The 18,782-nt window shown below is 45.6% G+C and carries 18 protein-coding genes; 10 read left to right on the top strand and 8 right to left on the bottom strand.

Features of this window, described 5'->3' with window-relative positions:
* Nucleotides 1–8: 8 nt before the first annotated feature.
* Nucleotides 9–458 (bottom strand): MarR family winged helix-turn-helix transcriptional regulator, encoded by a 450-nt coding sequence (locus KAI37_RS22340; protein ID WP_076294337.1) that lies wholly within the window; start codon nucleotides 456–458, stop codon nucleotides 9–11.
* 131 nt (nucleotides 459–589) lie between these two features.
* Here KAI37_RS22340 and KAI37_RS22335 point away from each other — a divergent pair, with 131 nt between their 5' ends.
* From KAI37_RS22335 to arsC, 3 genes are all read left to right on the top strand, one after another.
* On the top strand, nucleotides 590–940 hold the full coding sequence (locus tag KAI37_RS22335; protein ID WP_071643122.1) for an ArsR/SmtB family transcription factor: 351 nt from the start codon (nucleotides 590–592) through the stop codon (nucleotides 938–940).
* Between the two features lie 88 nt (nucleotides 941–1,028).
* Nucleotides 1,029–2,318 carry an arsenic transporter gene (locus KAI37_RS22330; RefSeq protein WP_071643120.1) on the top strand — a complete coding sequence of 430 codons (1,290 nt, stop codon included), beginning with the start codon at nucleotides 1,029–1,031 and terminating at the stop codon, nucleotides 2,316–2,318.
* Nucleotides 2,319–2,343: 25 nt separating this feature from the next.
* A complete protein-coding gene (arsC, locus tag KAI37_RS22325) occupies nucleotides 2,344–2,763 on the top strand; it encodes an arsenate reductase (thioredoxin) (RefSeq protein ID WP_071643118.1) in 420 nt (139 codons plus the stop codon).
* A 41-nt stretch (nucleotides 2,764–2,804) separates the two neighbouring features.
* Here the strand turns inward: arsC and KAI37_RS22320 are convergent, their stop codons facing one another.
* Nucleotides 2,805–3,200 (bottom strand): winged helix-turn-helix transcriptional regulator, encoded by a 396-nt coding sequence (locus KAI37_RS22320; RefSeq protein ID WP_013373192.1) that lies wholly within the window; start codon nucleotides 3,198–3,200, stop codon nucleotides 2,805–2,807.
* A 161-nt stretch (nucleotides 3,201–3,361) separates the two neighbouring features.
* Between KAI37_RS22320 and KAI37_RS22315 the strand changes: the two genes are divergently transcribed.
* On the top strand, nucleotides 3,362–3,922 hold the full coding sequence (locus KAI37_RS22315) for an NAD(P)H oxidoreductase (protein WP_071643116.1): 561 nt from the start codon (nucleotides 3,362–3,364) through the stop codon (nucleotides 3,920–3,922).
* 122 nt (nucleotides 3,923–4,044) lie between these two features.
* Here the strand turns inward: KAI37_RS22315 and KAI37_RS22310 are convergent, their stop codons facing one another.
* From KAI37_RS22310 to KAI37_RS22300, 3 genes are all read right to left on the bottom strand, one after another.
* Nucleotides 4,045–5,295, bottom strand: coding sequence for an ABC transporter permease (locus tag KAI37_RS22310; protein WP_220030243.1), 1,251 nt, complete (start codon nucleotides 5,293–5,295; stop codon nucleotides 4,045–4,047).
* A complete protein-coding gene (locus KAI37_RS22305) occupies nucleotides 5,279–6,598 on the bottom strand; it encodes an HlyD family secretion protein (protein ID WP_220030242.1) in 1,320 nt (439 codons plus the stop codon). Before KAI37_RS22305 ends, KAI37_RS22310 begins: the two co-directional genes overlap by 17 nt.
* 134 nt (nucleotides 6,599–6,732) lie before the next feature.
* Nucleotides 6,733–7,266 carry a MarR family winged helix-turn-helix transcriptional regulator gene (locus KAI37_RS22300; protein ID WP_071643111.1) on the bottom strand — a complete coding sequence of 178 codons (534 nt, stop codon included), beginning with the start codon at nucleotides 7,264–7,266 and terminating at the stop codon, nucleotides 6,733–6,735.
* A gap of 239 nt (nucleotides 7,267–7,505) precedes the next feature.
* On the opposite strand from KAI37_RS22300, the gene KAI37_RS22295 reads away from it, so the two are divergent.
* Nucleotides 7,506–8,681: an alanyl-tRNA editing protein gene (locus KAI37_RS22295; RefSeq protein ID WP_220030241.1), complete on the top strand. Its 1,176-nt coding sequence runs from the start codon at nucleotides 7,506–7,508 to the stop codon at nucleotides 8,679–8,681.
* 12 nt (nucleotides 8,682–8,693) lie between these two features.
* Here KAI37_RS22295 and KAI37_RS22290 read toward each other — a convergent pair whose 3' ends face one another.
* The gene (locus KAI37_RS22290; protein ID WP_071643107.1) at nucleotides 8,694–9,395 is read right to left on the bottom strand and encodes a YoaK family protein; all 702 of its coding nucleotides are present in this window, start codon (nucleotides 9,393–9,395) and stop codon (nucleotides 8,694–8,696) included.
* A gap of 193 nt (nucleotides 9,396–9,588) precedes the next feature.
* Entirely contained in the window at nucleotides 9,589–10,107 is a 519-nt protein-coding gene (locus KAI37_RS22285; RefSeq protein ID WP_220030240.1) for a DJ-1/PfpI family protein, read from the bottom strand.
* A gap of 149 nt (nucleotides 10,108–10,256) precedes the next feature.
* Here KAI37_RS22285 and KAI37_RS22280 point away from each other — a divergent pair, with 149 nt between their 5' ends.
* Nucleotides 10,257–10,649, top strand: coding sequence for a winged helix-turn-helix transcriptional regulator (locus KAI37_RS22280; RefSeq protein WP_013312050.1), 393 nt, complete (start codon nucleotides 10,257–10,259; stop codon nucleotides 10,647–10,649).
* Between the two features lie 170 nt (nucleotides 10,650–10,819).
* Here KAI37_RS22280 and KAI37_RS22275 read toward each other — a convergent pair whose 3' ends face one another.
* The gene (locus tag KAI37_RS22275) at nucleotides 10,820–11,155 is read right to left on the bottom strand and encodes a winged helix-turn-helix transcriptional regulator (protein ID WP_023990392.1); all 336 of its coding nucleotides are present in this window, start codon (nucleotides 11,153–11,155) and stop codon (nucleotides 10,820–10,822) included.
* A 252-nt stretch (nucleotides 11,156–11,407) separates the two neighbouring features.
* Here KAI37_RS22275 and KAI37_RS22270 point away from each other — a divergent pair, with 252 nt between their 5' ends.
* From KAI37_RS22270 to KAI37_RS22255, 4 genes are all read left to right on the top strand, one after another.
* The gene (locus KAI37_RS22270; RefSeq protein WP_071643103.1) at nucleotides 11,408–12,505 is read left to right on the top strand and encodes an FAD-dependent monooxygenase; all 1,098 of its coding nucleotides are present in this window, start codon (nucleotides 11,408–11,410) and stop codon (nucleotides 12,503–12,505) included.
* An 83-nt stretch (nucleotides 12,506–12,588) separates the two neighbouring features.
* Entirely contained in the window at nucleotides 12,589–13,353 is a 765-nt protein-coding gene (locus KAI37_RS22265) for a GTP cyclohydrolase II (protein ID WP_071643101.1), read from the top strand.
* On the top strand, nucleotides 13,350–14,450 hold the full coding sequence (gene ribD, locus KAI37_RS22260) for a bifunctional diaminohydroxyphosphoribosylaminopyrimidine deaminase/5-amino-6-(5-phosphoribosylamino)uracil reductase RibD (RefSeq protein WP_220030238.1): 1,101 nt from the start codon (nucleotides 13,350–13,352) through the stop codon (nucleotides 14,448–14,450). The genes KAI37_RS22265 and ribD overlap by 4 nt, the downstream gene beginning before the upstream one ends.
* 583 nt (nucleotides 14,451–15,033) lie before the next feature.
* Entirely contained in the window at nucleotides 15,034–17,952 is a 2,919-nt protein-coding gene (locus KAI37_RS22255) for a glycosyl hydrolase (RefSeq protein ID WP_220030236.1), read from the top strand.
* Nucleotides 17,953–18,782: the final 830 nt, after the last annotated feature.

Below are 18,782 nucleotides of genomic sequence, written 5' to 3'. Positions count from 1 at the left end.
GGAGGATGTTACCCCGTTACTGGAAAACAACACTTGCTTGATTGGGCCATCGCGCCATTAAAGAGTTTCACAGATCGAATCACAGTTTCTTTTTCAAAATCAGTCAAATACGAAAAAACTTCGTTTAAGTAGTCATTCATTTGCGCGTCAATAGTAGTCGCTACATATTTACCTTCTACTGTGAGGGATAGAGTATAGACTCTACGATCGCTAGGGTCTGGTGTTTTCTCAACCAGATTCATCTTGATCAAACTCTGAACCTGTCTGCTGAACGTTGTGATGTCTGTTCCAAGGGTTTCTGCAATCTGCTGCATAGAGGGTTTATGCTGACGGTCAACTTCATAAAGAATATGACTTTGAACCGGAGAAATGTCATGCCCACCCACGGTACAACAGTTTTTGTTCAGTAAACCTAAACGACGGGTCATGTTTTGAAATAATTCTCGTGTATTTTCCATTTATGTTTCACCTCATGCCTTAGTTATACGTTATTCATTTGCGAATTGCAAGTATTATTCGTGCTTGATATTAAAACTGTACTCCATTAGTATATAAGCATATAGTTATATGAGTGGAAAGGGGGCACACCTTGGATCAACTTGGTTATGTAGCCGATCATTTAAAGCTATTGGGGGATAAAACTCGGCTGGCTATGCTTTCCCTGCTAAGAGAGAGAGAATGGTGTGTTTGCGAATTTGTAGATATCTTTGATATGTCTCAGCCAGCCATTAGCCAACATTTGAGAAAATTAAAGTCGCAAGGAATTGTAAAAGAAGAACGACGAAGTCAGTGGGTGTACTATTCCTTAAATGTAGACGACAAGCCGTATATTCAAGCTGTTCTTGAGAGTATGCCAGACTGCAAGCAGATTTTAAAATGGCTGAATAAAGAGGAGCCGATCGCATTTTGTGGACCGGATTCCTCAGCTTGTTCATCCTAAAGTCTACTCCGTTTATATCCTTGGGGATAAACGGTGTTTTTAATATAAGTATATGTTTATATGGTAATGTAATGGAGGTTTTAAAAAATTGATTTTGTTGGCATGCATTATATTTTTAGCCACTTTAGTGTTGGTGATCTGGCAGCCTAAAAATCTGTCCATCGGATGGTCTGCCTGCGGCGGTGCCATACTCGCCTTGTTAGTGGGTGTAGTCGATTTACATGATGTTTGGGAAGTTACTCATATTGTCTGGAATGCGACACTGGCTTTTGTAGCCATTATTCTGATTTCGTTGGTGCTTGATAAAATCGGCTTCTTCGAATGGGCGGCGCTTCACATGGCACGAGCTGCGCGAGGAAGTGGAACCCGGATGTTTGTTTATGTGACCATTCTTGGCGCCGTTGTTGCTGCTTTTTTTGCGAATGACGGTGCGGCCTTAATACTGACACCGATTGTACTGGCGATGGTTCGGGCACTTAAATTGGATGAGAAAATGGTTTTTCCTTTTATCATAGCGAGCGGTTTTATTTCAGACACGACGTCGCTTCCGCTTGTGGTCAGCAACTTGGTTAATATTGTGTCAGCCGATTTCTTTGGGATCACCTTTATGGAATATGCGAGTCGCATGATTATACCTAATTTATTTTCTTTAGCAGCCAGTATAGGAGTACTGTATCTCTTTTTCCGCAAAAGAATTCCGAAAACGTTTGATGCGACACAATTAATCACGCCTGCGGAAGCGATTAAAGATCCAAAGATGTTCCGTATGTCCTGGATCGTCCTCGCGGTTTTGTTCGTTGGCTACTTTGCATGCGAATTTTTTAATATTCCCGTTTCGGTGGTGGCCGGTATTATTGCTATCTTTTTCTTATTGATGGCGCGTAGAAGCCCTGCAGTGCCGATGAAAGAAGTCATCAAGGGCGCTCCATGGGCTATCGTATTTTTCTCCATCGGAATGTATGTTGTGGTGTATGGTCTACGTAATGCCGGTTTGACGGATCTGCTGGCCCATGTGATTCAAGCGGCTGCCGATCAAGGTATGTTTGTGGCCACCATGGGCATGGGTTTTATTGCGGCGATCATCTCTTCAGTCATGAATAACATGCCTACGGTCATGATTAATGCGCTTGCCATTGATGCCACCCATGTAACCGGTATAGTCAAAGAGGCGCTGATTTATGCTAACGTCATCGGGTCGGATCTCGGGCCGAAGATAACCCCAATCGGTTCGTTAGCCACATTATTGTGGCTGCATGTGCTTCGTTCGAAAAACGTGAAAATTTCTTGGGGGACTTATTTTAAAACGGGCATTGTCTTAACTATTCCTACACTTTTTATTACCCTACTGGGCCTATATCTGTGGTTAATCATTTCATAATTGAACATTGAAGGAGACGGTAATGATGGAAAAGAAGACAATTTACTTTTTGTGCACTGGTAATTCTTGTCGCAGTCAAATGGCAGAAGGCTGGGCCAAAAAATACTTGGGAGACCATTGGAATGTATACAGTGCGGGCATTGAAGCACACGGCCTTAACCCTAAAGCGGTGCAAGCGATGAATGAAATAGGGATCGATATTTCCGGTCAAACTTCAGATATTATTGACTCTTTTTTGCTGAATGGTGCTGATTTAGTTGTGACCTTGTGCGGAGATGCTGCTGATAAATGTCCTATCACACCTCCGCACGTTCGTCGTGAACATTGGGGGTTTGATGATCCGGCTAAAGCACAAGGAACAGAAGAAGAGAAATGGAGCGTATTCCAGCGTGTACGGGATGAAGTAGGGACTCGTATTCGGAAATTTGCGGAGACTGGTGAATAAACAAGGTGCACAGCTATAGTATTTCAAACAAGCACGCCTCCTTAAAGAGGTGGTGCTTGTTTGGCGTTTTTTTCCTTTACAGAATACTCTTCCAGTACCTTTGTTTTATCTCCATAGATCCTATCCAAATGATCTTCTCCCCATAAGCAAAAACGATCAAGCAGATCTTTAAAATCCCATCCATATTCACTAAGCTCATATTCCACTTTGGGGGGGACTTGGTTATAAATGATACGGTGGATGATTCCATCCTTTTCAAGCTCTCTAAGCTGTTGGGTGAGCACTTTTTGGGTGATTTTCGGAATGAGTTGACGAAGTTCGTATGTACGTTTTCTGCCGCTGGTTAAATGGTGTAGGATAATGCCTTTCCACTTTCCACTGATGACCTCCAAAGTTGCCTCGATCCCGAGCATATAGGTTTTGGCTTTGTCTTCCATAGACTTTCCCCCTCTCCGATCTGTAGTACAAAAGGCACTAAGGAACCTTAAAGTACCTACAGTACATTGAAGTGCGTACTTCACACTTTAATGTATAACATCCATAATAGCATCTGTAGACAGGGTTCAACAATTATGAGGAGAAAGAAGGTTACGGATACATGAAAGTTCTATTGGTCGTCACGCATCCTAGAGAAGATTCACTTACCCTTGCGGTCATGAATCGTTTTGTAGAGGGATTGAAAGAGAATAAGCACGAGGTAGATATTTTGGACTTGTATCGGGATGGGTTTAATCCGGTATATAGCGCGGCAGATGAGCTGGATTGGAATACGCCTCATAAACAATATGCTCCTGAAACACGGAAAGAGATGGACAGAATTGCTGCTGCGGATGCTCTGGTCTTTGTATTTCCTCTATGGTGGTACAGTGTTCCTTCCATGCTAAAAGGTTACCTGGATAAAGTATGGAACATAGGTTTACTTGAGGAATTTACGACGAAGCAGGTTTTGTGGATGTGCTTGGCGGGAGGGACTAAAGAACATCTGATCAAGTATGAATATCACGATTTGGTTACTCAATATTTGAATAAAGCCATTGCTGGTTACGCAAGAGTAAGAGAGTCCAAGGTAGAGTTCTTCTATGATACTTTGTCCGAATCGAAAGAATACATTGAAGGTTTACTGGAGCACGCTTATCAATTAGGTCGGGCATATAAGTGAATTTTATTCTGATAACAATGAGGATCTAATATTATTGAGGATTTTGCAAAATCCTAATTATTGAAAAAGGGTTAAGGCTCGTTAGACGGCACTTAACCCATTTTTATTTTATAGACGAGACTCTATCCTTTTATAGGCTCGTGCATAGGTGCTGACGGTGCTCCTTGCATAGATAACCCGCCGCCAGTTGTGCTTGCTGGAATAACGGGATGTGGTGAGCCCTTTTCAGAAGCAGAACCCGCAGTTTGCTTGGCCAGCTTTTGTTTTTCCCATAGGGCTCTGGCGATAACCAGCATGGAGAGTACACCCACATATAGTAACAGAGAACCGAGTTCGGGAAGCATCTCCTGCAAAGGTGCACCACGCAGACCCATGGTGCGCAGGAATTTATACATCCATACAAAGGGGAAGAAATCACCGATTTGAATCGCTAAAGGTGGAAACAGTGATCTGGATAGAACAGCCCCTGATAAAACAAAAGCAGGCATGAGTATCATCACCATTCTGCCAATGGCTATTCCCGGATGTGCAGCGCCCCATGCAACCAGGACATTGATACAAACGGTACCGAATACATACAGGACAACCGGAATTATAAAGAGAATCGGATTGGCCTCGAAACGGCCTCCTCCAAACACTTTAAGCATCCCGAGAGAGAAGATTAAGCCAGCCGTCGAAAACAGCGTATAAGGAAGCATACGCAGTAGTATGTTGAACGGATTTTGCAGCTCAGCAGCCAGCCTCTTGGAAACCCGGAGTCTAGCGACCAGAGGTAAGCTATTTATGTTTAGTATCATAAAAGAGAACATACAAGTGAATGCAAGTATCGTCGTATTCTGATAGTCATTCGTTGGATTAAACAGGGAACGCACCTCCAAGGCGATACCATTGAGGGCCCCTTGGGCCTGTTCTGCGTTCATCCCGGTTTTCAACATAGCTGGAACAGACAGTTCCATATTCTCGGAAACGCTAATTTCCTGCATAGCTGTACGAATCGAAGTAATAGATTGTACATTGGTATTATCGAGAATGAGACCCACGCGGCTGGAAAGGGAGCGATTGTGATTATCCTCTAAACCATGCGGCAAGGAAATAACAGCCAAATATTGCTCATGATAAAAATATTGTTCAGGGTTGTCCGTATACGACACAATCTCAGCTACGTTCATATACGGAGAAGCATCTATTTTCTGAATGAACTCACGGCTGTAAGCTGTGTTATCTTGATCCACCACTACCACGTTAGCGTCGTTAATCTGGCTGCTTGGGAGCAACAGTGAATACCCCAGTACGGCAATCAACGGGAAGATTATTGCTATGATCGGATACTTGGAGTGAACCAGATACAACCATTCATCACGAAGAGATTTCATTTGTATTCACCTCAACTGTCATGCCTGGTAGCAAAGTTGCTTCTCTTGTTACATATACACGTACCTGGAATGTAGCGGTATCTGCTTCTCCTTTTTCACGGGACATCTTCACATTAGCGAATTGTGGCGCAGCAGTTACATAGCGTACAGTACCTTTCAAATCCTTATTGAGACCAGAGATATGAGTTTTAATTTCTTGTTTGGCCTTGAATTTACCCGCTTGTTCTTCATTCACATAGAGATCGTAATATAAATCGTTGGTTTCCAGGGTAATCACAGGAGCCCCTTGCGCCACATTTTCGCCGACTTTGGTACTAATCGAAGTAACCTTGCCATCCTGTGGTGCTTTTAACACCAGGCGTTCCTTTTTGAGCAGCAACGTTTTAAGCTGAACTTCCTGTGTGTCTTTTTGTTGCTTTAAGAGGTCAATAGCCAGCTTCTGGTCCGCCAACTGTTGACGGCTCTGCTGAATGGTTTCCAGTTGGGTCTTGGAACGATCGACGGACAATTGGGCACCGCGAATTTCTTCCTCGGCTTGTTTTACCGAAACGGCTGCTTGTGTCGTCTGTTCACTGGCCTGCATACGCTCTTCAGAAGTGGCGCCATGAAGTAGCTTTTGAAGAGACTCTTTTTGCTGACTCAACTGATTTGTCGCTAAAGTCAAGGAGGATTCGGCATCATCCAACGCTGCTTTGGATGCACTTCCTGCATCATAGAGTGCTTTATTACGCTTATAGTTGGTCTGCGCTGTCTGAACGTTTTTGGTAGCTGATGCTACGGCAATTCGTTGCTGCTGAACATCTTCATCCCGAGCCCCGTTATTGACCTGTTGTTCCGCAGCAGTGGCTTGACGCTCAGCCGCTTGTGCCCGCTGCAATGCGGCCTGATTTTTACTCTCAGTCACTTGAGCTTGCGCGATATCTAGCTGTGCCTGTTTTTCCTGAGTTGTTGCTCGTGTATACCCTAAATGGATGGATTGTTGTTGTTGGCTGATTTGCGTATTGAACTGGGCGATTTGCGTCCGCAGTTGCTCAATTTGCAAATCCACATCTTTAGAATCCAAAGTCATAAGGACAGTTCCTTTTTTTACCTTAGTTTCTTCTATTACCGGGATGTTCAGGACTTTGCCGCCTACTTGTTCAAACGATACATGAATGCTATCCGAATTAAGCGTTGTGCCTTTAACGGAACGAGAAGCATTGACTTGATCTTGTCCGTTGGTCTGAAGCAGGAACCCCCCGCCGATAAGGCAGGCAATAGAAATGACAGGGATGATGAGGCTGGCGACTTGTGTGCGATTCATAAGTAATACGCTCCTTAAATTCCTAAAATGAGTTAAACATAGACTCGAATAAATATCCTGATATGTACATTTTATTTATTCTTTTATTTAATAATTAAAAAGTTAGCCGGCTAACTAAAATACAAAATTAAAACTTATTCTGGCTTTGCTGCTTTATATATCTCTTTTGCTTGAGGGATGCCGCTTTCTATTTTTTTCAGTAACATCAGGAGCAGCTCTTTTTCATCGGTGGACAGGTGGCTCATCAGTGTGGAAGTGCTTGTAAAGTGTATAGGCAGCAGTCTTTCCATCATTTCTGTTCCTTGTTCGGTCAGTTTAACAATGCTCATACGGCGGTCGGAAGGGTGTACGGATCTCATAGTAAGCCCATCGCGTTCCAGGCGATCAAGCAGACCGGTAACGGTAGGCTTGCTAACCCCTACTTTCTCCGCAAGCTCTGTAGCCAGCAATCCTGTATGGATGTTGCGGTACAGAAGAATTAGTATTGAAAATTTTCCATGAGATATACCGAACTTCTCAAAGCCCTCAAAACTGACTTTAAAAACACTGGAAGATACTCGCATAAAAAATAGCATAGCTTCTGTCGCTCTTACATCAATCTCGGGGATACGCTTAGAAAATTCTTGCAGCGCCTCACGAGTGGGCAAGTCCCGTAAATCAAAATCCATAGGATTCTCCTTTCTTCTTACAGTATGTTCCAATCGACAAATTAGTTAGCCGACTAATCTTAATCTATTCAAAAATGAATTTCAAGCTAAATTTTGTTAATCGTCATGCAGATTTTTCACCATATGGAGGTTGTTCGTGCAATGGTTCAAGCTTCTCCCTACATTGATATTTACAATGAAGTGCTTGATAATAAGTGGATATCGCACGAGACCAAGAACCCAAAAGTGAGGAATCTGGAATGACGACAAAATTATACTACACTGCTCCAAATCTTACGGAGTGGGACACTCATATTACACAGAGCATGGAAAGAGACGGAAAATATTTGGTTATGCTGGAGGAAACGGCCTTTTATCCGCATGGTGGAGGCCAGCCTTGTGATACAGGAACAATTCAGGGCGTCCGTGTATTAGATGTTGTCCTCGAAGATGGGGACATTTGGCATCAGGTAGAGCATTTGCCGGAGGATCGAAAAGTGGCCTGCCAATTGGATTGGGAGCGCAGATTTGATCATATGCAGCAGCATAGCGGGCAGCATTTGCTGTCAGCGGTTTGTCTGGAACTGTTGGGTGCGCGTACTGAAAGCTTTCATCTGGGACAAGAATATGCCACGATTGATGTGAACTGTTCGGATGTAACACCTGCGCAGCTATCAGCAATCGAACAGGAAGTAAATGAGCAAATCTATAGTAATCGTAGCATAAAAAGTTTTTTTGTAACCAGTGAGCAATTGAAGGATATTCCGCTTGTGAAAACGCCCAAAGTGACGGAAAATATTCGGATTGTCGAGATCGAGGGCATTGAATATAATGCTTGCGGCGGTACTCATGTAGCTCAGACCGGGGAAATTGGGATTATTAAATGCTTAAAATGGGAGAAGCAGAAGGGGATGGCAAGAATCCATTTCAAATGTGGCGTTCGCGCACTCCAGGACTTTAACGATAGTGTTCAGATACTGGATGTGTTATCTACGAAGTTTAATACCGGGCGAAAGGATATTTTGACCCGATTCGAAAAGTGGGAGCAGGAGCACAAGCAGCTCAAGGCGCAAGTGGAGCTCCTACAAGAGGAAAATGCTTCGTACCAGGCGAAAGAGTTACTATCTGCTGTACAGGGGCATGTTCTTGCTCATGTATTCGAACAAAAATCCCTTCAGGACATGCAGCAATTGGCTACCAAGCTGACAGCTGAGCATGATCTACTTGTTTTATTTGCCACAACAGCAGAAAACAAAATTATTCTGGCACATAACGGCACCCAGTCTGTTGCCTGCGGAGCATTTTTGAAAGAGAATCTGGGCGCGTTTCACGGTAAGGGGGGCGGTAGCAACCAATCTGCTCAGGCTGCATTCTCGTCCCGCGAAGACCTTTTGAATTTCTTTGAAACGGCCCAGCGGCAGTTCATTCAGGGTTGATGTAATGGAGGATTAGTGGCGAAGGGGAAGCTTCCACTTTTCCTTTTCTGTAAATAAAATAAAAGAAAAAATAAGTGCAACAACAGCGCCCCAAATGGCTTTATCTCCAATCGTCAAAGTCAGAAATCCCCCCAGCAAAGCCCCGACCAAAAAGGCGGCCAGGATGACACCATAACGCATTGCTCGAATGGCAGCGTTCGTGTCCTTGGTCGTTATGGCGACATACAGCGCCTCTGTAGCAGATCGGAGGTTGCCGGTGCTGACAGTAGAGGTGTATGGCACATCAATGAGCTTGCGGAAGGAAGTCATTTGTACAGAAGCGACAAACGAGACGATCACCACCACTACCGTATTGGGAACTCCTTGTGGAATCAATCCCACGATGAAAAAAATTGCAATTTCCAGTAAAAGAATAGCGCGGGCCCAGTCTGGAGTTAAACGGTGAGTTGATTTTCTTTTAATCCATTCTGCAACAAAAACGCCCAGTGAAAAGGCGATCAGGGGCGGGATAAAGGCTAACGCCTGAATCCAGTGCCCTTCAATGGCTTTGACAGCCAGCAGCACGATATTGCCTGTCTGTGCGTTGGCGAACACACCGCCTCTCCCAACATAGGTATATGTGTCCAAAAAGCCCCCTACTAATGATAGTAAGGCGCCCAGTCGTAACGATTCGGACGTTACCTGATGTAAATGGATTTTGCCTTTCATAATCACGGCATAAGCCTCCTATGCTAAAACGTCGATTTCTTTAACATAGCACGACAATGCAGATTCGACAATTGATTTGGACACTTCGGCACGGAAATGGCACAAAGAAACCGCATCCAGTCCCCTTTCAGTTAAAAGGACGCGATGCGGCTTTTTGGAGTGCTGTTTAAAGTGCCCACCTAGAACCTCAAAGATGTGCTTATTGCAGGGCTTTGACAAGTGCTGCGCCGAAGTCCTGTGCACCATCTGGACCGTCGGCTGTAATAATGTCGCTATGCGCAACGACATGCTGTGCCACATATTCGGCTTGATGCGATTGGAGCTGGTCCTTTTGTACATCCACAGGATAGCATGTAGCTGTTCTACCAGAGAGTAGTCCGGTTTGAGCCACGGCCACAGAGCCTGCGCAGATGCCAGCCAATAGTTTCTTTTGCTCATGCGTTTGTTTCAGTAGAGCTTGGAGATCCGCGTTATTCCAAAGATGATCATTCGTTCCTGATCCGCCGATCACAGATACCACATCATAATCAGCCAGCACAGCGTCAGTAAAAACAAGATCAGCTGTCGCTTTACCGTTGTAGTCACCCGTGATTTCGCCGGTTTTTGTACTAGCTAGCGTAACAGTAACGCCTGCTTGCTCCAGCGCTTCCTTCGGTTTAAACAATTCATCCTCATTAAAGCGCTCTGGGGGTATAATAAAAAGAGCTTTTTTACTCATACTTCATTCCTCCTTGAATGTGAAACGATATCTACTATTGTAGGATGGCTTCGTCAGGCTGTGAAGAATGCACTTTCAAGTACGGAGGTTACCTGCAGGTTACTATTAGAGTGCAAAACCATGATGATTTAGAAGGGGTTAATTGATATATGTCCGATACGCTAAGAGAAGAAATACGGGAGAAGATCGTTAACGGAGACTATAACTGCGAAAAGGAACTGACCCTTTCGGTCTTAAGCGGAAAGTGGAAGGTCGTCATTTTATGGCATCTGGGTGTAGAAGGGGCGCACCGTTTCAGTGACCTGCAAAGGCTGTTTCCGAAGCTGTCGCATAAAGTGCTGACCAATCAGCTGCGGGAGTTGATGGAGGACGGCATTGTGCACCGGGAAGTGTATCCCGAGGTACCTCCAAAGGTGGAGTATTCGATGACCGAGCTGGGGATGACGATTTTACCCATTGTGGAGATGATGTATGACTGGGGGAAAAAACGGGTGCAATCCATTCGTGAGGAAATGCAACGCAGCGGTGAGGGAAACGTTTAAATAATGGAATCGATATGTAGGTGAATCAATAAAGTTCCTTCATATAAAAAATAGAACGCCTTGCACTATGAGTACAAATTGTACTTAGAGCAAAGGCGTTCTTTGGCATGTTAGCAGTCTGTGTGTTTTTATCATGTTAGTTTAAGAAAAATAGCTGTAGCCCCTATGGATCATTGCTTTTCAAGTGCTGGTAGAACCTCAATCCAACGTGTAGCCCAAGTACCGATATGGTCAAACAAAGGAGCTAAATCGCGTCCCTTATCTGTAAGAGAGTATTCAATCCGTACGGGCTTCTCAGGATAGACCATACGTTGTATGATTCCTTCTTCCTCCAGCTCTTTTAGACGGTCGGAAAGGACCTTTCCACTTAAATTAGGGATTGAATTCTCAATAGCGACGAAACGTTGCGGACCATTGGTTAGTTGAAATACGATCAACACCGTCCAACGCTTACTCAGTAGCTCCATAGCTTTTTCAAACCGTGGGCACATCTGCGGAATGTTCATGTGATCACCTCATGCTCCTATTATTAACGATTCACTGTTAAAAGTAAATGATTTTACTTTACATAAATTTATTACTTGACGAAATTGAATGATATAAATATACTTTGTTACATAAAGTAACTCATTGGATTGGACACGGAGATTTATATATGAAGATTTAACAAGATGAATATGTATTACGGCTTATAAAAAATAGTTTTGTAGGTATGGGCTATCAGTTGAGGCCATGGTTCGGGCGTAGGGGGAAGTCAGATGAAGTTGGAATGTGAAGTGTGCGTAGTTGGAGGAGGACCCGCAGGGACTTTGTTGTCCTGTCTACTGGCAGAGCAGGGTGTATCCACGATATTGATTGAGCGGCAGAGCATAGCGGGAAAGGCCTTTCGCGGTGAAATTTTAAATGATGAGGGTCAGGAAGTGATCCAAAAGCATAAGCTGCTCGAACAAATTCATGAGGACTATGTTCTCGCCTCCACTAGAATCGAATACTGGGAGCATCAGCAGCAAGTGAAGACGGTCAAGCCAGCATCAGTAGATGGTAATGTGGGGGTTCATATTCCACAGCCTCGATTTTTGGAGTCTCTGCTCAAACAGGCGTCAACTTACGAGTCCTTCCGTTACCTGGCGGGTACAACTGTGACTGCGTTGCAAGGTAACAGCGAGCAGGGGTACACAGGCTTGATCGCCCGCGATAAGAACGGTCATGAGATCACGATTGACAGTTCGTTGATTGTAGGGGCAGACGGCCGCTATTCGACTGTGCGCAAGCTAGCGCAGATGCCTGTGACAAACATTCGACACGGCTATGATCTGCTATGGGCGAAAATCACGGCACCTGCTGGGTGGGAGCCCGTCACTCGTCTGGCACGGGTCAACGGAGGGCAGTTGGCTTTATTCTCGCAGACTGAGGGCTATATTCAAATTGGCTGGAATGTGGAGCAAGGTAGCTTTCCAACCCTGTTTAAGCAATCTTTTGAACCATTTATACAACGGTTTACCGAGGCTTTTCCAGATTTGAAGCATAGTGTGCATGATCACATTCGTTCATGGAAGGACTTTGTACCGTTGGATATTTTCAGCAGCCGCAGTGATACCTGGGCGCAGAACGGACTGGTCCTTATTGGAGATGCGGCGCATACCATGACACCTACCGGAGCTTTTGGCTTGAATGCAGCTTTGAAGGATGCCGATGTGCTAGCCAGTGAGCTTCTTCGTTTACGACAGAAGAGCTATACCGCAGGAGACCTAAAGGCGTTCGAAGACGGACGACGACAGGCTGTCACCGAGCTTCAGGAACGGCAGCTGACGATGGAATCCACGTTTCATGAACATTTCTTACACATAGTTCAATGATTTATGATCCTGACAATAACGATTAGCCTCTGAAAAATTAGGCATTTTCTATATAGAGCTCATATAAAGGATGGTGCAGAGAGATGAACCAAAAGGATGTAGCTACGCTACTTAACGATAAAATTCAAACCGTTCGCGGAGAGCAATCTTCGACGATTTTGGTAGGACCGATCAAGCTGCCAGTTAATATGGAAGGAGAAACGGTTGTTTTTCAGTGGTACTGCTGGTTGCCTGTACGGGATGAGGAAGATCGTCAGGACTTACTGAATGCCACCGCTGAGACGATTGTGAAGCGATTGTCCACACTGGATTTGGCAGAGGGACAACAGTCAAGCGTTTTGGTGTATGGCGATCTTGAACAGTCGGAAAATGCATTAGTTCGCATGCATAGTATTTGCCATACTGGAGATATTTTTGGTAGCAAGCGTTGTGATTGCGGATTTCAACTCCACCAATCCATGAAAATGATTGTGGAACATGGAACGGGTGCATTGTTCTATCTGGCTAACCATGAAGGCCGGGGAATCGGTTTGTTTAGTAAAGCAATGGCTTATATTCTGCAGGAAGAAGGCATGGATACTGTAGAAGCCAATCATCAATTGGGTTTTGAAGATGATACACGCAACTATGCGGATGCCATTAGTGTGCTTCGTCACCTGAGACAAAAACCAGTAACCCTGATCACAAATAATCCCAAAAAACTGGATGCCTTGAAGAAATCGGGTATGAATGTGGCGGGTCGCATGCCGCTCTGGGGCGATGTGTCGCAATATAATGAACGGTATTTGAATACAAAAGTGGAACGATCCGGCCATTTGCGGGATTCCGATCTCAGGGAGGTTCTATGACCACTCACGAAAAATATATGCGCCTGGCACTGGAAAATGCCAGAAGTGCTAAAGGGCAAACCGAACCGAATCCGCTCGTCGGATCAGTCATTGTCAACAACGGTCGTATCGTTGGGATCGGCGCTCATCTGAAGCCCGGCGAGCCACATGCCGAGATTCATGCGTTGCGTATGGCGGGTGAACACGCTCAGGGAGCGACAATTTACGTAACGCTGGAGCCGTGTTCCCATCACGGTCGGACAGGCCCGTGCGCGGAAGCCATTGTGAAGGCAGGCATTCGTCGGGTGGTGGTTGCAGCGCTGGACCCGAATCCGCTGGTTTCCGGCAGAGGGGTACAGATTTTGAAAGATGCGGGCATTGAGGTCATTGTCGGAGTATGTGAGCAGGAATCCATCCGCATGAATGAAGTGTTCAATCAATATATCGTGAGCAAGCGTCCTTTTATTACGATCAAATCGGCAGTAACACTGGACGGTAAAATTGCAACCCGGACCTCGGAAAGCAAATGGATTACATCTGAGGCTGCACGGGAGGATGTGCATCGTCTTCGTAACGAGCATGTGGGAATTCTGGTTGGTGTACAGACGGTGATTCACGATAATCCTCAGCTTACGACTCGTCTACCGGAAGGACGGAATCCGATTCGTATCATTTTGGATAGCAAGCTTCGAATTTCATTGGATGCCCGTGTCATTACAGATGGGGAGGCGCCTACCTGGATATTCACAGGACGCGCTTATGATGAAGGCAAGCGTAGCCAGTTGGAACAGCTGGGTGTGAAGGTATATCCGACACAGGATGAAAACAGTGATCGGGTTAACCTGCCGCAAATGCTGGATATTCTAGGGGCAGCGGAGGTGTCGTCCGTGTTCGTAGAAGGTGGAGCCGAGGTGAACGCTTCGTTCGTGCAGCAAGGGCTGGCAAACAAGCTGGTGCTGTACATTGCACCAAAGCTGGTTGGAGGACACGCAGCCCCGGGATTCCTCGGGGGAGAGGGCGTGTCTGCGATGAGCGATGCGGTGGCATTGCATGATTTGAGCGTGACACAGGTTGGTGTAGACTGGAAACTAGAAGGGTATTTTGAGCGGGAAAAATGAGTGAATTGAGGGTGGAGGAGGCTCCGCGAAGGGGTTGATCTTCCGATCGCTGTTGCAGTGGGATTCTTCGGATTGTATAAGACATTTAAAGGTATGAATCCACAGCAAAGGCGAACGCTTACGCTTCTCCAGATTCAACCCCTTCGCTCCGCTACTGCCCGCCGCAAAGTCACTCTTTTTCCGAAATGGTGTGGGGCATGGGAAGGGCAAAAGGACTTAAATACTCAAAAGCTCAAAAGCTTTATACTTAAAAGAACAAAGAATCTGAAGGGCTAAAAGGCCTGGAGGATTCTTTTTTTATATACTAAACGTTTATTGAGGTGAATGGTTAATGGGATGAATAACTCATAGAGTGAATGTCTAATGGGGTGAATTTGAGATAACATAAATACGCATGCTTAGGTTTTTCGTCCTGGTTTCTTATGTATTTTTAGAGACTTTCGCCTCGTTTAGTTAGAATATAGAAATAAAAGGATTGACCTGGAAATTGAGATCAAGCACAATGAAGTTGAATTCAACTTGGAAGAGAAGGGAAAAGCCTTGCAGTGAAAGGAATTATAGAATTCAAAGGAGGATGTAGGTTGTGAAAAAAACGATATTATGCTTGTTAAGTGCCAGTCTGATATTTTTAGCTGCACCGGTTTCTACTAAAGCCTTTTCGGGTGAGATCACACAAGGCGCTGGCTCATATTCAACCACACTACCTGCCGGAGCAGCAACACCGCAAAACGAGATTTACAAAACAGCGAATGTAACCAGCCCAATGCCTACCAATGACTGGTGGAGCAGCCTCGCCTGGGTACCGTACTCCGAGGCTCAATATCCGCATCCCCTTGCCTTGAAAAATCAGCAAAACGGTTTACGCATCTTTAACCCTAGTGGGAAAATTACGGTAAATCCGGGATATATCGCAGGCTGGATGGATGATGTGAACGATTTTTCCGTCGGCCATTCTGTAAGCGCTTCATTTCCTGATGCCAAGGTGGACGGTTTCAGCGACTGGTTTGTCAAATCATTATTTCAAAGCGGCAGCAATAAAATGAGCGCTACCTATGGACACGGCTCCCCCTATGTTTTTTTTGAGTTTGGCGGTGGCAATCCCAAGCTTTCATTTAATGGGGTGCCAGAGGTTTGGTCTGGGTCAGCTAGTTCCCCTGTGCTTGGCATTACGGTTAATGGCTCACACTATGGTCTGTTTGGTCCTTCCGGCAGCACCTGGTCTGGTCTCGGAACGAGTACACTGATCAATCAATTGAACGGGAAAAACTATTTTACAGTGGCGGCTTTGCCTGACAAAACAACCGCGACATTGGACAAATTTCAGCAGTACGCCTATTCTTTCGTTACAAACTCCAAAGCACAGTACAGCTATAACGAAGCCTCTTCCGAGGTGACGACCACCTTTACTGTTGCAACAACAACGAAAGAAGGCACGCAAAGCGGCACTATTTTTGCCTTATACCCACATCAGTGGAAAAATTCATCACAACCCCTGCTAGGCTATACGTACAATTCGGTACGCGGTCTGATGAAAACAGCAGAGGGGGCTTCTTTTCAAACGAAAATGAATTTTACAGGGGTACTGCCTTCCCTGCCCGACTTGGGGGCCTACGATAAAAATACGCTCAACAGTTATATAGACGAAGCGAAAGCGGAAGTCTACTCCGGCGATAGAGACACGTACTGGATTGGAAAACGTCTTGGCAAGCTAGCAGCGCTGGCGCCGATTGCCGACCAGGCTGGCAATACCGCAGCAGCGACCCAGTTCCGCAATGAGATCAAAAGCCGGCTGCAGGACTGGTTTAAGGCCAGTGACAGCTCGGGTAATCTGAAAAGCTCCAGTCTATTTGTGTATAACAACAATTGGGGGACGTTGATCGGTTATCCCGACAGCTTTGGCAGTGCGGTAGAATTAAATGACCATCACTTCCATTATGGATACTTTATCAAGGCCGCAGCCGAAATTGCACGTGTGGACAAGAGCTGGGCATCCAATTCCCAATGGGGGCAGATGGTACAGCTGCTCATTCGTGACATCGCCAATACCGACAGGTCTGATTCGAAATTTCCATATTTGCGTAATTTTGATCCCTATGCCGGGCATACCTGGGCTTCCGGCCATGCCAAATTTGGCGATGGCAACAACAATGAATCCTCCTCGGAAGCGATGAATGCCTGGGCTGGTCTTATTTTATGGGGCGAGGCGACGGGAAATACTCAAACTCGTGATCTGGGCATTTATCTATATACAACTGAAATGAATGCGATTAACGAATACTGGTTTGATGTGCATGGCACAAACACCCCAGCAGGGATGCAAAGCGCGACGGCAAGCATGATCTGGGGCGGTAAAACGGTAGGGAATGCAACATGGTGGACCAATAATGCCGCAGAGGTGCATGGTATCAACTGGCTGCCAATTACCTCGGCCTCCTTGTATCTGACGCAATATTCGGAGTATGCGGCTAAAAATTATAACGATCTGCTGCGAAAAAGCGGTGGGAATTTCAGTCCATGGGAAGATATTGTGTATATGTACAGAGCGATCTCGGACCCGTCCGATGCCAAGGCCAAATTCAGTGCACGCGTAGCGGCCATGACACCGGAAGCGGGGAATTCCAAGGCGAATGCCTACCACTGGATCTACAATTTGGATGCTTTAGGCAACATCGACCGCAGCATCACCGCTAATTCACCTATTTATGCCGTATTTCATAAAAGTGGTGTAAAAACTTATGTGGCCTACAATTTTACAAACCAGGTCAAAACGGTAACCTTCTCAGATGGGCACAGTATTACCGTGCAGCCGAATAGCTTTAATACCGGAAATGGAAGCGGCGGTGGCAATCCGCAACCTGATACGGAGGCTCCATCCATCCCGGCGAATGTTCGAGCTACGACCAAAACGGCTTCGGCGGTCACTCTGGAGTGGGATGCAGCTACAGACAATGTTGGCGTTACGGGTTATATCGTTTATAAGGATGGGGCTCAGGCAGCAGAGATAAGCGGTACTTCCGCTTCAATTACAGGGCTGAATGCAGCTTCCACTTACAGCTTTACCGTTAAGGCTCGAGATGCAGCTGGTAACCTATCTGCAGCAAGCAATGCGGTAGGGGTAACGACAGAGCCGGCATCTGGTGGTAATGAGGGTGGCGGGGAAACGGAGGATTATAAAGTAGGAGCTCGCTTTGTCAGCGATCATGAAGCATTGCTTCAATTCACACCCAAAACAGCCTCGGCCTATGTTGACGTGCATTATACTTTAACTGGTGGACAACAGCTCAATTACCGAATGACAAACAATGGCGGTGTCTGGGAGCAGCGGGTTACAGACCTCAATATCGGGAAGGCTGTCAGCTATTGGTTTACCTATGAAAAGGCGGGATTGCAATACGAGACCCCTTCATTCAGCTATACACACCAGCAGACTGCTTCTACAACGACAGACGTTCCACAACTTCCACTACCGAGCGTTGATCCCGTTTTCGAAAAAACATCCTAGGTGGATCAGGCTTAAGATACGAACGCGACAGTTAACTATAGAAAGACACAAGGGAAGCACATACGCTTCTCCTGTGTCTTTTTTTGTTTTTTTATAGGGTCGTAATACTTTCGCCATGTTCGTGAGTTCCAGGTTGCGCAATAATGATAAAGGCTGATACAGGAAGATATTACCGAGGCGTGGATTTCCAAAGGTCCCGCAGTGCCTGCCCTGATGGGGTCAGGTATCCTGTAATTCTGATGTATCCACCAACATTAGGGTTCAATTCCCAATCGCCTTCCACGCGACTTCTGGTAGAGTATTCGAATGATCGAATAAAAACAATGAAAAGACCCGGATAAGAGCATCCCATGTCTGGTCTCGATGACAGGTACCGGGGCGATGGCTATGCGGCCAGCGGATACCGGAGAGAGCAAGCGCCGACAGGGTTCGAGGCTTCGGGGATACAGATTCACAGTCGATGTTGGGCTGATGAATCCCATCCCTAGAACACGGAAACAGGCGGTATCTTTCTTTTTCCTTAAGCTTGACCCCGCCGTCCACACCGAAGGGATGCTCTGCAAGGGTCACTAATCCTACTACAACAAATAAAAATAAAAATCCTCATTTTAAAAATGTGTGTTTACTATAACATGCGGATCAGCGGAGCGGTCCATTTTGAATCAGAAGAAGCGTTAGCGTTCGCCTTTGCAGTGGAATTCCTACCTTTAAATGTTTTATGTAATTGAAGGGATTCCACTGCAACAGCGATCGGAAGATCAAATGGAACGTGAAGCCGCTACACGCGGAAATGTACATTTTTAAGTTGAGGATTTTAAATACTAGGAGTG

Origin of the sequence: Paenibacillus sp. S25 (genome assembly GCF_019454085.1) — a bacterium.
Taxonomy (GTDB): Bacteria; Bacillota; Bacilli; order Paenibacillales; family Paenibacillaceae; genus Paenibacillus; species Paenibacillus polymyxa_B.
This window is presented reverse-complemented; position numbering and strand designations above follow the sequence as displayed.

Coding starts and splice junctions, on each gene's coding strand:
- KAI37_RS22340 (WP_076294337.1), bottom strand. CDS start 458: ATGGAAAATACACGAGAATTATTTCAAAACATGACCCGTCGTTTAGGT.
- arsC (WP_071643118.1), top strand. CDS start 2,344: ATGGAAAAGAAGACAATTTACTTTTTGTGCACTGGTAATTCTTGTCGC.
- KAI37_RS22320 (WP_013373192.1), bottom strand. CDS start 3,200: ATGGAAGACAAAGCCAAAACCTATATGCTCGGGATCGAGGCAACTTTG.
- KAI37_RS22315 (WP_071643116.1), top strand. CDS start 3,362: ATGAAAGTTCTATTGGTCGTCACGCATCCTAGAGAAGATTCACTTACC.
- KAI37_RS22310 (WP_220030243.1), bottom strand. CDS start 5,295: ATGAAATCTCTTCGTGATGAATGGTTGTATCTGGTTCACTCCAAGTAT.
- KAI37_RS22305 (WP_220030242.1), bottom strand. CDS start 6,598: ATGAATCGCACACAAGTCGCCAGCCTCATCATCCCTGTCATTTCTATT.
- KAI37_RS22300 (WP_071643111.1), bottom strand. CDS start 7,266: ATGGATTTTGATTTACGGGACTTGCCCACTCGTGAGGCGCTGCAAGAA.
- KAI37_RS22295 (WP_220030241.1), top strand. CDS start 7,506: ATGACGACAAAATTATACTACACTGCTCCAAATCTTACGGAGTGGGAC.
- KAI37_RS22285 (WP_220030240.1), bottom strand. CDS start 10,107: ATGAGTAAAAAAGCTCTTTTTATTATACCCCCAGAGCGCTTTAATGAG.
- KAI37_RS22280 (WP_013312050.1), top strand. CDS start 10,257: ATGTCCGATACGCTAAGAGAAGAAATACGGGAGAAGATCGTTAACGGA.
- KAI37_RS22275 (WP_023990392.1), bottom strand. CDS start 11,155: ATGAACATTCCGCAGATGTGCCCACGGTTTGAAAAAGCTATGGAGCTA.
- KAI37_RS22270 (WP_071643103.1), top strand. CDS start 11,408: ATGAAGTTGGAATGTGAAGTGTGCGTAGTTGGAGGAGGACCCGCAGGG.
- KAI37_RS22265 (WP_071643101.1), top strand. CDS start 12,589: ATGAACCAAAAGGATGTAGCTACGCTACTTAACGATAAAATTCAAACC.
- ribD (WP_220030238.1), top strand. CDS start 13,350: ATGACCACTCACGAAAAATATATGCGCCTGGCACTGGAAAATGCCAGA.